Source organism: Rhodonellum psychrophilum GCM71 = DSM 17998 (assembly GCF_000381545.1).
In the GTDB taxonomy this organism is placed as follows: domain Bacteria; phylum Bacteroidota; class Bacteroidia; order Cytophagales; family Cyclobacteriaceae; genus Rhodonellum; species Rhodonellum psychrophilum.
On record NZ_KB906684.1, the window covers coordinates 57,448 to 70,998 of the forward strand.

A 13,551-nucleotide genomic window follows, 5' to 3' on the forward strand; every position below is an offset into this window, starting at 1 on the left:
AATTTTGAAGGTAACGAAAAATATTAAATTAAGTGCTATAAAAGTTCTCCAAACGGAGGCAGATGCCATCCAAAATCTTATTTTTTTTATAAACGATGAATTTGAAGCCTGTGTGGAAGCCATTTTGGCATCCACAGGTAGGGTGGTGGTCACCGGAATCGGGAAGAGTGCAATTATTGCCAATAAAATTGTGGCCACGATGAATTCGACTGGAACGCCGGCGATTTTCATGCATGCAGCCGATGCCATTCATGGTGATCTGGGCATGATCCAAAAAGATGATTTTGTCATTTGTATCTCCAAAAGCGGGAATACTCCTGAGATCAAAGTCCTCGTTCCCTTGCTGAAAAGATCCGGATCCAAATTGATCGCCCTTGTTAGCAATATGGAGAGTTTTCTTGCAGAGCATGCCGATTTTGTTCTCAATGCGACCATTGCAGCAGAGGCCTGCCCCAATAACCTGGCGCCTACCACGAGCACCACGGCGCACATGGCCCTTGGAGATGCACTTGCGGTTTGCCTGTTGGAAGCGAGGGGTTTTACCAGTGAAGACTTTGCAAAATACCATCCGGGAGGATCATTGGGAAAACAACTTTATCTGACGGTGGAAGACGTGATTCCAAAAAACATGATTCCCCTCGTCAAGGAAAATGCTTCGCTTTCCGAAGTGATTGTGGAAATTAGCGGAAAAAGGATGGGTGCCACTGCGGTGGTAAACGAAGAAAACCAACTTTTGGGGGTCATTACCGATGGGGATTTGAGGAGAATGCTCCAAGTGCGTACGGACATCCAAAATGTAAAAGCGAGTGACATCATGACGCGACAACCCAAGACAATTTCCAAAGATGAGTTTGCAATAAGGGCACTCAATAGGATGAAAGAGTTTAATATTACGCAATTGGTGGCTTTAGATGGTGAAAATATCGCCGGATTTGTCCATATTCATGATTTGATGAGAGAAGGAATCGTATAAAATACGCACATGAACAATAAACCCTATGTTGTAATCATGGCGGGAGGTATAGGCTCTCGCTTTTGGCCTTATAGCAGAAACAAAAGGCCAAAGCAATTTTTAGACATCCTGGGTACAGGCCGAACCCTCTTGCAGATGACCTATGACAGGTTTTTGAAGATTTCGGATAAAAGCCAGTTTTATGTAGTGACTTATAAAAAATACTATGACCTGGTCAGGGAACAATTGCCGGATGTGCCGGAACACCAAATCCTCAAGGAACCCCTCCGGCGGAATACAGCCACATGTGTCGCCTATGCGAGTTACAAAATAGCCCTCAAATCCCCGGATGCCAAAATAATCGTTACGCCTTCGGACCAGCTGATTCTTCAGGAAGAAAACTTTAGGGAAAAAATCAATTCCGCGGTTCAGGCAGCAGATACTGAAGACCATTTGATCACCATAGGCATACAACCCAATCGTCCCGAAACTGGATTTGGATACATTCAATACCTCGACAATCCCAATGGCTTGGAAAAAAAGGTGAAGACCTTTACCGAAAAACCCAATGTTAAGCTTGCCAAAGCTTTTGTGGAGAGTGGGGATTTTGTCTGGAATTCAGGCATGTTTGTTTGGAAAGTCAAAAGTATTCTCAAGGCATTTGAGCAATACATGCCAGAATTGGCAGAGGTATTTGAGGAAAGAGAAGTTTTTTTCAATACTCCAAAAGAAGAGGAATTTTTAAAAAAGGCCTATTCCCAAGTCAAAAGCATTTCCATTGATTATGGAATCATGGAAAAATCGAATGAAGTTTATGTGATTTTAGGGGATTTTGGCTGGTCGGATTTGGGCTCATGGAGGAGTCTGTATGAAAATCAAAACAAAGACAGCGACAACAATGTGGTGGAGGCAAATGCCCTGCTTTACGATACCAAGGATTGTTACATCAAGGTCTCTCCCCAAAAACTGGTAGTGGTTCAAGGCTTGTCCAATTACTTGATCAATGAGACCGAGAATGTAATCCTCATCTGTAAACTGGATGCCGAAAAAAAATTCAGGGAATTTGTCAGCGATGCGAAGGAAAAAGGGGAGGACTTTGTTTAAAGAATGAAGTGATGAAAAGGGTGTTATAATTGAAGTGGATTTTTTTCTTTAGTTAGCAATCCAGTTTCATTTGTCCTTTGATTTTTTATAGCCATAAATGGCTTGGGATTTAGTCAAGAGCAAAAAACAAAAAACAGCAAAATTCTCACGATAAGAAGCAGAATTAAGGGTTAAAATTTTTCAAGGTTTTTTTTAATATTTTGTAATTATTTGATGATCAGTTTAGTATATTCATATAGTCAAAACAAAATACACCCTTACTTGTTTATTTTGCTGACTGCACCTTCTGCTTTTCAAAAGTCAACAAATGATTTTAAAATGTTTTAAGCCTTTCATTTCAAATTAATCGAGACAGGATATGAAAATTTCCCCGATAATCTTAATTGTCTTTGTTGTTTCAGTTACTGGTTGCTTTACCCAAAAGGATTTTGTCGCTGAATATGATTTTAACTACAATGCTGGTTTTAAAAGGTACAAAACCTACGGGTTTGTGGAAAATCCAAGCACCGATTCCACGCAATTTTTGAAAACCATCGAAAGAACCATCAGTTCTAGATTGGGGTCTCAGGGATTTAGGTTTCAGGATGAAAAGCCAGACCTTTTGGTCAATTATAAGATTTTTTACGAAGAGGTGAAGTACAGGGGGTATGAGCAACCCAATTTTGACAACTGGCTGCAGCGACAAGGTTTTGAGACCGTAAAGAAAACCGAGGGAGAAGAAGAAGAGGAGGAGAAGGATCCAGACAAAAGGACCAAAGAAGAAAACTACAACAACGTCAAATACACCCAAAATGCTGGTATGCTCGTGATTTTTGTGATCGACAATAAAAAAGGAAATACTGTTTGGCAGGGATACACCGCTGCACCTTTCGATTATACATCTCCAGACATTCAATCCGACTTGACGCGTGCCACATACAGAGTGATGGATCAATTTAGGGTCTTGACTAGGTCATTTTAACCCATGTTATGCAACAACAATCCCATTCAGTTCCATAAATATCACTTAATCAGCATCTTGTTCTCTGTTTATGAGTTCATAATATCGGTTAGACGATTCATTCTTCCAACTATTTGATTTTCAACTAGTTCCAATTTAATTGGGAACCCTAATGCATAGTTCCATCAAACCCATCTCAAGTAAGCTAAATGACGTTACTTTTTCCAAGTCTTGGAATTCGGGTTAAAAGGATCCCTGCAATTTCCCTATCGCTTTCATTTTTCCAAGTAGTTGTTTTGCGGCTACCTTTTGGCTAACATCAAATCCTTGGAATGCACAGACGATTGTTTTGAAATGTTCCAGTTTTTCTATTTTACGGATTGCCAAAGGGTTTCCGAAAAAATAGAGGTGACAGTTTTTTTGAACAGCCAATGCAGACAACTTCTCCAATTGGGCAGTATCCATTCCGAAATGGTTAAGTGGTTTGGCAGAAGGGACAAAGATGGCAATCAAAATCTCGCTGTAAGATTCCAGCGAGGAAGTCCAATCCGATCCCAATTGATTTGCATTGAAGGAATCACCCGAAAGGGTTTGGTCTATGGAATTGAAAAAAACGTTTTCCTTGGAGGAAAACAGACTTACTTTTGCCAATTGGCTTGACCTCTGGGCATTTTCCAATGCGGACAAAGGTTCTGGATTTTTCAGTACAGTCAAGTAGTTTTGAGCCAGAGTCATATTGAAGGAATTGATTTCTTCATATTCAAATTCAGGCTTGGGGACGGGAGTATTTTCTGCAATCCCCAATTTATTTTTGAGCTTTATGATCTTCCCAAAACTTTCCTCCAATCTTTCTGGGGAGCTGCGCTCTGAAATCCATTGTATACCTTCCGGAACGTTTTCCGAGAAACAAAGCAGATCATTTCCGGCATGGAAGGCTTCCCACTCCAACTGACCGGGAATCGGGAAAAGAGCCGAAACACTTTTCATGTTCAATGCATCGGAAACGATGATTCCTTCAAATCCCATTTCATTCTTCAGCAAACCGGTGATGATGTAATGGCTGATGGAAGCAGGGATGTTTTCTCCACCCGTAAGTGCTGGGGCAGCCAAATGTCCCACCATGATCATTTCTACTCCGGCTTCAATGCCTTTTACAAAAGGGTACAATTCTTCCTCCAAAAGCTGTTTCTTCGATTTTGGGATAATTGGCAGACCCAAATGCGAGTCCACATGTGTATCCCCATGACCTGGAAAATGCTTGTAGCAAGCCGAGATCCCAGCTGCAACCATTCCTTGGTACATCGCCAAGGCAAATGCGCTCACTTTTTCTTTGTCAGGGCCAAACGACCGATAACCGATCACTGGGTTTTCGGGATTGGTATTGATGTCTGCAACAGGAGCGAAATTGATGTGGATGCCTGATTTTTTGAGGTCTTGTCCAATCCTAAAGCCAGTTTCGAATACCAGCTTTTTTTCGGTTTGTGGAATGGCACCCATAGAGATCGCATAAGGATATTGAGGCGTTTTTTCGATGCGCATCGCCAAGCCAAACTCCGCATCAATGCTGATCAACAGTGGGGTTTTGGAAATTTTCTGAAAGCGGTGAATCAATGCAAGCATTCTTTCGTAGGTGTTTTCCACATCGAGAACCTCTTGTCTTTTTTCGAAATTGGCTGCGGCACTTTGTCGGCTGTGAAAAAATGTGATGCCGCCAATATGAAAATCCCTAATCAGTTTTTCCATTTCCTGAATATGCTCCTCGCTGTCGTGGACAAATGCAGCGGGTGAAAAAAGCTGTCCGATTTTTTCCAGTTTTGTGTAAGGCATCACTCAATATGTTGGGTTGTTGGTAAAATTAAAATGGCAAAGCCTCAATAAATAAGAGGATAAACAGTGTCTCTCTAACCGCTGCATCCAGATTTATTCATGGAGGCATCTTTTTACAAAGATGCCTGACTTGGTTTTTTCTTTCCAAATTCCTGGGGGAATTTGACAAACTTGACCAGCAATATTCCCGGAAAAGCAGCGATGACCACCCAAAGAAAGAAGCCTGAATAGCCCAGCCATTCTTGGACAAAACCACTGATCATTCCCGGAAGCATCATGCCAAGGGCCATAAAACCTGTGGCAATGGCGTAATGGGCTGTTTTGGAAACTCCTTCTGCGATATAAATCAGGTACATCATAAAGGCAGCAAATCCAAACCCGTACCCCAATTGCTCAACAATCACGATCAATGCCGGGAAGATGGCAGATTCGGGTTGCCAATAGGCCAATAAAAAATAGAAGAAATTTGGGATGTTTAGAGCTAAAATCATGGGGAGCAACCATTTTCCCAATCCATCTCTGGAAATGACGATGCCACCGATGATGCCGCCAACGGAAAGGGCGATGATGCCAAATGTGCCGTAAATCAAACCCACCTCACTTGTGGTCAGTGCGAGCCCTCCTTCCGCTCTGGCATCCAATAAAAATGGAGCCGCCATCTTAACCAGCTGGGATTCTCCCAATCGGTACATTAAAATGAAGGCCAAGGCAATTCCGATTTGTTTTTTTTGAAAGAAGCTCAGGAACACCTTGCCAAAGGTGAGCGCCTCCTCTTTCACATATTCTTTCTGTGATTCAACTTTAGGGGTCGTCAATAGATTAACTACTGTCAATACCAGCATCAAAATTGCCACCATCACCATTGTAATGGACCAAGCTTGCGTATTGTCGCCAAGGCTTTGTTCGAGATAACCTGCCACAATCACGAACAAACCCTGCCCAGTGACCATTGCAACCCGGTAAAAGGTGCTGCGGACGCCGATGAAAAAGGATTGCTGGTCTTCTTTGAGTGCCAAAAGATAAAAACCATCCGAGGCAATGTCATTGGTCGCTGAAGCAAATGCGGCAACCCAAAAACAGGCCAAACTGAGCAGAAAGAAAGAATTGGTGGGCAAGGACAAACCAATACCCAAAAAAGTAATGGAAAGGATCAATTGCATGACCAGAAACCATTTCCTTTTGGTGCCATAAAGGTCTACCAAGGGGCTCCAAAAGGGTTTGATCACCCAGGGGAGATATAGGAAACTGGTGTACAAGCCTATATCGGAATTGTCCACGCCCAAGTTTTTGAACATAATCACAGAAACCGTGATGATCAGGACATAGGGGATGCCTTCGGTCAGGTAAAGTGGAGGAACCCAATACCAGGGATTGTTTTTGATGGGTTTACTCATGATTTTTTGGGAAGGAGGTGTTGGTAAATACTGATTTCCGAACCCTTTATTATAGTCGCTCCAACTGCCTTTTTATAAAAATCAGCTGGTCCGACTCCACCGATGATGGCGTAGGCATAGCCCATTTCTTTCATGGATAGAAGGCTTTTTACCAAAAGCACTTCCCCAATGCCTTGGCCTCTAAAGAATTCCGATGTCCCCATGGGGCCAAAAAAATTCCTGGAGCTGGTTTCATAGCAAGCGAAACCCAAGATTTCACCCTCTTTTTGAGCAATAAAACAGGTAGGTGGCATGTTGGAAAAAGCAACTTCCACCTCATTCGACCAATACTGACCAAAATTTGCAAAAACCCAGTCCTGAACCATGGACTTTTCCGGAGCTATCGGTCTTCTGAAAAGGATGTTTTTCTGTGCAAATGCACTTTCATTTTTGCTGATTTCCGGAAGGTCCACCAATCGGACGATCATGTCTTGCATATTGGGCAGGGAGTTTTGAAGACTCAATAAATTTCAAATACTGCAGGGGTGCTTTCCCTGCCAAAATGATCGACAAGGCTAATGGCAATAAATTTTTTGTTTGTCCCAGATTCCAGCGGGATCAAGGTCCTGTTGTCCGACCCAAGGTAGACTTTTTTTGTTTCCATAAGTGCCGATCTCTCAGAAAGTGTTTTGAGGTTTGCGGCGGAATGAATGAGGGCATATCTGAAGGAAACATTGATGCGTGCGTTGTATTGCAGGGCAAAACCACCCTTGTGCGGGACGATGGTGGGCGTTTCGGGATCCTCTAGTTGCATTCGGTTTCTAGGCGTGAATTGGGGAGGTGAAGCGGGTTTGTTGTAATGGTTTATGCGGATGTGTTCGGCCACATCTTTATTGATGACAAAGAGCGATCTGGCACTGAAATAAGCATTTCCAGAGATGTTGGAGGTGGTTCTGGTCAAGTCAATTTGTTTTGGGATTTCCAAGGGATCGTTCCAGGCTTGGTCTGCATTGTCCCGAATTTTATAGGGGCTGTTGCCGATATAGATTTTGGTGGCGTGATTATTTTTTGACCACCATTGGACAAGCTCCCGGTAGGAAGCCAGATTGTAATCCATGCTCCAATAAAGCTGTGGGATCAAATAATCAATCCAACCATTTTTCATCCAAGTGATTGGATCAGCATAGAGGTCGTCAAAATTGGACGTGGCCCTGGTTTTGGAGCCATTGGGATCTTTGTCATTGTTTCTCCAAACGCCAAATGGACTTACGCCAAACTGGACCCATGGTTTTTCATACTTGATGGCCTGGTGAACAGCGCTGATCAGTTTATTCACATTTTCCCTTCTCCAATCTTCCAGTTTCTGTCCGGTTGTGGCATGTTTTTTATAGGAGACCAAATCGTCAAACACAAGTTTGTCCACTTTGTAAGGGTAAAAATAATCATCGAAATGGACGGCATCCACATCGTAATTTTGGACCACTTCTCGTATCACCTCTGTCAGGTGCTGCTGTACGGCGGGAAGTCCTGGGTTGTAATAATACTTGTTCGAATATTTGATCATCCACTCGGGGTGCTTGAAATAATCGTGTTCTGGACTGAGTTTTTTGAGGTCCAAGTCCACTGTTGCGCGATAGGGATTGAACCAGGCATGAAATTCCATTCCTCTTTTGTGTGCTTCCAAGATCATCCAGGCCAGCGGATCCTCATCGGTAAGCGGCTTTTGGCCCTCTTTTCCAGTCAGGTATTTTGACCAAGGCGCCAAACGGGAAGGGTAAAAAGCATCACCGGAAGTCCTTATTTGGACGATTACGGCATTGAAATTCATTTTTTGGTAATAATCCAACAAGTTAATAAAATCGGTTTTTTGTTTCGAAAAAGGATCCCTTGAGGAGCTTGGCCAATCGATGTTGCCGACCGTAGCGATCCATATCCCGCGAAATTCCCGTTTGCTAGGAACCATATCGACTTCCCAAACCTTGAAAATCCCCTTATTCTTTGGGATTTCAGGAAGAGAAGGCAAAGGAATGGGGGCAGGCTCTTTTGCAGGAACAGGAATCGGTTTGGTGGCTGTTGCTCCACCGGTCTTAACAATGGGTTGCTTTGAGGCACAGGCGCCCAATACAAGGAAAATAAATCCCAGAATAAGGGCTTTTAGTAAGTTGTTGTTCACGATCGATTTGGACAAAAATAATGGCGTCATTCAGTTTCAGGGATTGCTTTTCAAGTTGAGGTCTTCCAATTTTCTTCTCAGTCTTTTCATGAACTTTGGTCCGGGATCCACTTTCTGGGTAAGGTAATTGGGATCGGTTTCCTTCCAGATAGCAGATCCCTGAAAACCTTGGTATTCATGGTGTCCGATCAAATAAGTCAACGCGTGTTTTTTGCTCAGGTATCTTATCAATGCTGCATTGGCCTCGAGCTGTGCCTTGGTCAGTGGAGCATCCGGCCCCCCAATATTTTCAATGCCGATGGCAGTATAATTCAAGCCAATTGTATGTCTAGCAAAGGTGGTGTCCGGCAACAATCTGAAAATCGCACCATCTCTGTCCACCAAAAAATGGGCAGACACATTCAGGTTGCTCGCCGTGGTCAATTCTGGCCGCCCTCCCAAATTCACGGGATTAAAGATGTCAAAAGTAGCTTCCAATGTATTCACCGCGGTCCAATGGACCACGACCATTGTGGGAGCGATGGTGGCTTGTGTTTTGTCAATACCATGTCGGTTTTTGAGGTATTCTAGGGACAATCGTTCCCTTTCTTCATCGAATTGAATGGGTTTTTCAAGAATCCTAAAGGTCTGCGCACTGCAGCTCAGTAGAAAAAATGGGAAGAATAGGTAAAGAAAACCCTTTAAAAATTTCATTTGCGGCTGTTTAAATATTTACCAAATATACTCAGCAAATCACGGCCATTGTAACTTTACCGAGTTCATTTTTTTAGGATGAACGCTATTGTTTGGCGAAGAAAAAAAAACCGACTTGGAATACAGTTCCAAGTCGGCGTTTGGGAAAACTTTGGATGCTAACCTATCTTGATTTCCTTGGTTATTTTATTTCTACCTTCTTCCTTTTTGGGAAGGACAAGATGTAGAATTCCATTCGTGTATTTGGCTTCTATTTTATCCTCTTTGATGTTTTCGGGAAGGCTGAAGGTGCGCCGAATGGAGGAATAGGAAAATTCCTTGTGCATGTAATCCTTTTTGGTTTCTTCAGTTTTTTCCTCCTTTTCGGCATGGATGGTCAGCATGCCTTCGGAAAACTCTATTTTGAAATCCTTCTTGTCGAATCCTGGTGCGGAGACGTCAACCATGAATTCTTTTGGAGTTTCCCTGACATTTGCAGAAGGGACATCAAAATTTTTCTCGGTATCCCAGAAGGTCCTTTCCAAATCCATAAGACTTGGCCCAAACAATCTTTCGGTATTGAATACTTCAGGAAGAATGCTGGAAAACGGCCCATTTCTTCTTTTTATTAAAGTGGTCATAATAAATTGGTTTTAGGTTTATTAATTGATTTTAAATTGATATAAAAATAATAAAATATAATAATATAAAGAATGATTTATATCAATGAATTTATTTTTTCAACTCAATTTCATTAAAAAATGAAAGATTCTGTCAATGATCCACTATTGAAAACAGTGCAATTCTCCAATCATTGGAAAAGGGGAAAGTCTCGAAAATCCATCAACCAGTAAAAGCCGTAGATTGATCAAAAATCTTAACGCTTGAATTTTTTCAATTTTCCTCATTGAAAGAGGGAGAATTTTTTGTGTTTTGGCAGTTATCCAGAAAAATCTCCTTTAATAGCAGCAAAAACACTAAAAAATACCCTCTATTGGGTATTTTTTTTGACTTATGTAACAATTAAATTTAATCCATTATTTACTTGATCATTTTAAATTTATTTATTTAAAATACATTTTTATGTATATAGAAGATAAAAATTGCCTGAATTGTAATAAAATCATCCGGGGAAGGTCTGATAAAAAATATTGTGATGATTATTGCAGGAATACTTTCAACAACCTGAAAAAATTTGATGAAAACTCATCAAAGGGAGTTTACCTCAGACAATTGAATATCAACTGGAAGATTTTAGACAACATCTTGGAGGATGGAGTCGAGACGGTTCGTATTCCGAAAGACCGATTGCTTCGACAAGGGTATGATTTTAAATTCAGGACACATGAATTCACGAATTCACAAAGCAAAAAATACATCTACTGTTTCGATTATGGGTATCTGGAGTTGGAGGAGGACTGGGTCTTGGTCGTAAGGGATCTCAAATCAAAAAGACCTCTGGACAGATTTGGGTAGACCTCGAATGAAACTACAGAAATCTGGCCTGTGGCATTCTTAAAATAGAAAGGGTGTTCATGATTTAACCCAAATACACATTAGGTTCCCGAATAGGTGTTGAAACTGCAAGAAAATCAGACTATTCGGAGAATAAGGTAAAGTGCAAATATTGGATAATCAAAAATCTATTTGCAAACTTTTCGGGATAGTGTTACAAGGGTTAAACATTACTCTAATATTTTTATTTTTATTTCCCGAAATTCGATTCCTTGTCCTTCCGCCTGAATTGCTATAAATCCTTCCTGTAACATTTTTCCGTCCTCCTTGATTGCCGTATCATAGTTGTTGGCCACACCACCACCGATTTGAGGATGTGTGTATCTTAAGACCGTATCTCCATTGATCAGATGAATTACGAGGGAATCCCCAAAAACAATCAGGTCGGCCTTGACCCATTGGTCCCATTCAAAGGTGTCCGAGGAGGAGTCAATGCAATGTCGGGGATCCATCTTTCCCTCAAAAATCACTTCAGTACCCGGAGAACACATATTGCCTGTCGGTCGGGGTTTCCCGTCACCCAAACCCGCCAACAGTTGAAATTCTACAGAAATAGGCCAATCCTGCTCTTTCAGGATTGTTTTTGGATCTTGGGAATGAAACATGATCCCGCTGTTTCTATAAGTATAATCAGGTGCATCCTCCATCCATTGGTCGGTAAAACGGTATTCAAGGCTGAAATGATAAGAACCATAAGGTTGATTGTAAAATAAATGGCCATATCTGTTCTCAAATTTTTGATAACCGTCATAGTTCACTTGAAGGTTACCGTCCACAACCCTGAAAGTCTCGGCATAATTGTCCCCCACGTCATGGTGGTGAAATTTCACTGTCCAATCGTCAAAGTCTTTGCCATTGAAAAGGGAAATCCAATCGTTTTCTTCAGCAGTGGATGAGCACGATGGGTTTGCCAGTAAGGTGATGGACATTAATAGTGCAAACAAAAGGTGGTTTGATTTTGAGTTTGGCATGTGAGATAATGGATTAACTTTTTTCAAGTGCGTGGTTGTTCTGGAAAGAAAGCTGAAAAATGTCTGGAATCAAAAAATGAATCCCGATTTTGAAGCAAAAAGGAGAATTCACAAAGCAAATGCCCTGCATGAGAAAGCAAGTTCATCCATGAAGGAAACAATTATTTGTCGGGTTCGGGGTTATTTGGAGGATAAGAAATATTGAAAATTGAATTGCTTTCCGGGGATTTTCCAAAAAAGGAGCGCTTAAAAAGGAGGGGGAAAGTAAGCATACTAAAAGCACTAGGAGTACCATTTGATTCAAAAAAAGGCTTCTGGATACCACTTAAAAGTGATATCCAGAAGCCAATCAAATTTTGCATTCAGTAATTCTCTGTTTCCAAAAGGGAGAACTAGAGAAGTGAATTTTATAAGAAGAACGTTGATACAGGAAGTGACATGGCAGCGGCCAGTTTTTTATCCATTTCATAGACATCTTTTCTGACGGCTACATTTCCAGCGATGTCCCAAACAGAAACATAAAGGATCCAGACTTCTTGGCTCTTCTTTAAGCTAACATTTTTCTCTTGCTCCAAATTCATGGAATCGGAAATCGTTGACGCATCCCAATCATCGGTTTCCGCCAACAAAAGCTCTGCAAATTCCTTGGGTTTTTCCATTCGGATACAGCCAGAACTGAAAGTCCTTTCGTCTTGGGAAAACAGGCTTTGAGCAGGGGAATCGTGGATATAAATGCTGTAATCATTTGGGAACATGAACTTCACTTGACCCAATGGGTTCAGTTTTCCGGGTGACTGCCTGATCATATAAGGGAAATCTCCTTTGCTTTTCAGGCTTTTCCAATTGATTTTCTTTGCATTGACTTCGTTTCCGTCAAAATCCAATACTTTCATTTGGTGTTTGTCCAAGTAACTGATGTCCTTCTGGATGGAAGGAATTGCATCTTCCCAAAGGATGGTTTCCGGAAGTGTCCATGTTGGGCTAAGTACCAAGTAGGTCATGTCTGATTTAAACACAGGGGTTTGCCTGTAATCTTTTCCAACGATAACTTTTGAGGTCAAGATGGTGTCAGATTTTTGGATGTAGAAAAGACGAAAATCCGGGATATTGACAATCACCTTGTCTTTGTCGTTTTCGGTAAAATCAGGCAACCATCTCCAACGTTCCAAATTCACTTTGATTTTGGTGATCAAATCCGCTTGGCCATAGTTGATCGCTTCGATAAAATCCCCACCGATGACACCATCATCGATCAAGCCGTGGCGCTTCTGAAAATGGGTTACCGCTTTGAACATATCTTCCGAATAGACATTTCCGGTCCCTTCGGATTTCAGTTCCTGCCAAAAAGCCAGTTTTTTCCGGATGGAAGGTATGGCCTCATGTTGATCGCCTTGTTCGATTTTGCCTTCAAAGTTTTTCACTTGCAAGGAGTCGACCAAAGGCTCAGCGATTAATTTCCTCAATTGCTCACGCAATTTGTTGTACTCGGAATTGTCGGGTCTAAGATTGGCCAAGCTTTTTTCCGGCGATTCACCACCAGCGATGGCAAGTAATACCTCGCTGTATTTTTCCGTGGGGATTTTGCGATCCATTTTCCATTCGATGTTGAGCTTTCCCGGATCTATTTTACCGATGTTCAGGTCGGAGGCAAGTGTCAGGAAGGATTTGCTCATCGCAAGATCTAAAGTGGCCAAAACCATAGGATCCTTTGATTTCTTGGAAGCTTCAATAAGCTGAGCCAATTCTTCGGTGAGGTAGTCGGTTTTCTCCAAACCATCAAAAACCACTTCATCCAAGGCCTCCAAGTAATTTTCAGCTACTTTCTTTAGCCCGCCGCTTTGGGTCCAAACAGGTTGGAACTCATTTTCACGATAGGCATCAACCAAGCTGGAATCATTTTTCGAAACATCGATCAAGGATTCCAGGACTTCGGCAATTTCTGTTTGGGAGGGTTTTTGTTCGCAGGAAAAAATAAGTGCGACCAAGGCAAATACAGAGACAATTCTAAACTTCATAAATCTGTT

General features: G+C 41.7%; 12 protein-coding genes. 4 read left to right on the forward strand and 8 right to left on the reverse strand.

Annotated features, from left to right (window positions below; translation table 11 throughout):
• The first annotated feature begins 4 nt into the window (after positions 1 to 4).
• From F824_RS0116660 to F824_RS0116670, 3 genes are all read left to right on the forward strand, one after another.
• On the forward strand, positions 5 to 973 hold the full coding sequence (locus F824_RS0116660; protein WP_019599062.1) for a KpsF/GutQ family sugar-phosphate isomerase: 969 nt from the start codon (positions 5 to 7) through the stop codon (positions 971 to 973).
• Positions 974 to 982: 9 nt separating this feature from the next.
• Positions 983 to 2,056, forward strand: a complete 1,074-nt coding sequence (locus tag F824_RS0116665) for a mannose-1-phosphate guanylyltransferase (RefSeq protein WP_019599063.1) — start codon at positions 983 to 985, stop codon at positions 2,054 to 2,056.
• A 358-nt stretch (positions 2,057 to 2,414) separates the two neighbouring features.
• Positions 2,415 to 3,017, forward strand: a complete 603-nt coding sequence (locus tag F824_RS0116670) for a DUF4136 domain-containing protein (protein ID WP_019599064.1) — start codon at positions 2,415 to 2,417, stop codon at positions 3,015 to 3,017.
• Positions 3,018 to 3,239: 222 nt separating this feature from the next.
• Here the strand turns inward: F824_RS0116670 and F824_RS0116675 are convergent, their stop codons facing one another.
• From F824_RS0116675 to F824_RS0116700, 6 genes are all read right to left on the reverse strand, one after another.
• Positions 3,240 to 4,823, reverse strand: a complete 1,584-nt coding sequence (locus F824_RS0116675) for a glycoside hydrolase family 3 protein (protein ID WP_019599065.1) — start codon at positions 4,821 to 4,823, stop codon at positions 3,240 to 3,242.
• A 113-nt stretch (positions 4,824 to 4,936) separates the two neighbouring features.
• A complete protein-coding gene (locus F824_RS0116680; protein ID WP_019599066.1) occupies positions 4,937 to 6,217 on the reverse strand; it encodes an MFS transporter in 1,281 nt (426 codons plus the stop codon).
• Positions 6,214 to 6,720, reverse strand: a complete 507-nt coding sequence (locus tag F824_RS0116685) for a GNAT family N-acetyltransferase (protein ID WP_236613206.1) — start codon at positions 6,718 to 6,720, stop codon at positions 6,214 to 6,216. The genes F824_RS0116680 and F824_RS0116685 overlap by 4 nt, the downstream gene beginning before the upstream one ends.
• Positions 6,717 to 8,399, reverse strand: coding sequence for a glycoside hydrolase family 10 protein (locus tag F824_RS0116690; protein WP_019599068.1), 1,683 nt, complete (start codon positions 8,397 to 8,399; stop codon positions 6,717 to 6,719). The genes F824_RS0116685 and F824_RS0116690 overlap by 4 nt, the downstream gene beginning before the upstream one ends.
• 6 nt (positions 8,400 to 8,405) lie before the next feature.
• Positions 8,406 to 9,062, reverse strand: coding sequence for an N-acetylmuramoyl-L-alanine amidase (locus F824_RS0116695; RefSeq protein WP_019599069.1), 657 nt, complete (start codon positions 9,060 to 9,062; stop codon positions 8,406 to 8,408).
• Between the two features lie 158 nt (positions 9,063 to 9,220).
• A complete protein-coding gene (locus F824_RS0116700; RefSeq protein WP_019599070.1) occupies positions 9,221 to 9,682 on the reverse strand; it encodes an Hsp20/alpha crystallin family protein in 462 nt (153 codons plus the stop codon).
• 442 nt (positions 9,683 to 10,124) lie between these two features.
• On the opposite strand from F824_RS0116700, the gene F824_RS27985 reads away from it, so the two are divergent.
• Positions 10,125 to 10,517, forward strand: coding sequence for a hypothetical protein (locus F824_RS27985; RefSeq protein WP_019599072.1), 393 nt, complete (start codon positions 10,125 to 10,127; stop codon positions 10,515 to 10,517).
• A gap of 209 nt (positions 10,518 to 10,726) precedes the next feature.
• Here the strand turns inward: F824_RS27985 and F824_RS0116715 are convergent, their stop codons facing one another.
• Together F824_RS0116715 and F824_RS26095 are read right to left on the reverse strand one after the other, a co-directional pair.
• The gene (locus F824_RS0116715; RefSeq protein ID WP_019599073.1) at positions 10,727 to 11,485 is read right to left on the reverse strand and encodes a 3-keto-disaccharide hydrolase; all 759 of its coding nucleotides are present in this window, start codon (positions 11,483 to 11,485) and stop codon (positions 10,727 to 10,729) included.
• A gap of 449 nt (positions 11,486 to 11,934) precedes the next feature.
• Entirely contained in the window at positions 11,935 to 13,542 is a 1,608-nt protein-coding gene (locus F824_RS26095; RefSeq protein WP_019599076.1) for a L,D-transpeptidase family protein, read from the reverse strand.
• Between the last annotated feature and the right edge of the window lie 9 nt (positions 13,543 to 13,551).